The organism is Shigella sp. SIG3 (genome assembly GCF_053555855.1).
In genome coordinates this window covers 1-369 of the sequence record NZ_JBQZXE010000336.1, presented here as the reverse complement: position 1 = coordinate 369, position 369 = coordinate 1, and the positions used below count along the sequence as shown (strand labels likewise).

General features: G+C 46.6%; 1 pseudogene. It reads left to right on the top strand.

The window, feature by feature from the left end:
- Positions 1 to 5 precede the first annotated feature (5 nt).
- Positions 6 to 369: pseudogene (locus ACUU1I_RS21285) on the top strand (transposase); the annotation flags it as partial.

The window sequence follows — 369 nt, the reverse complement described above, 5'->3', positions numbered from 1 at the left end:
CTCCAATGAAAAAAAGAAATTTTAGCGCAGAGTTTAAACGCGAATCCGCTCAACTGGTTGTTGACCAGAAATACACGGTGGCAGATGCCGCCAAAGCTATGGATGTTGGCCTTTCCACAATGACAAGATGGGTCAAACAACTGCGTGATGAGCGTCAGGGCAAAACACCAAAAGCCTCCCCCATTACCCCGGAACAAATTGAAATCCGTGAGCTCAGGAAAAAGCTACAACGCATTGAAATGGAGAATGAAATATTAAAAAAGGCTACCGCGCTCTTGATGTCAGACTCCCTGAACAGTTCTCGATAATCGGGAAACTCAGAGCGCATTATCCTGTGGTCACACTCTGCCATGTGTTCGGGGTTCATCG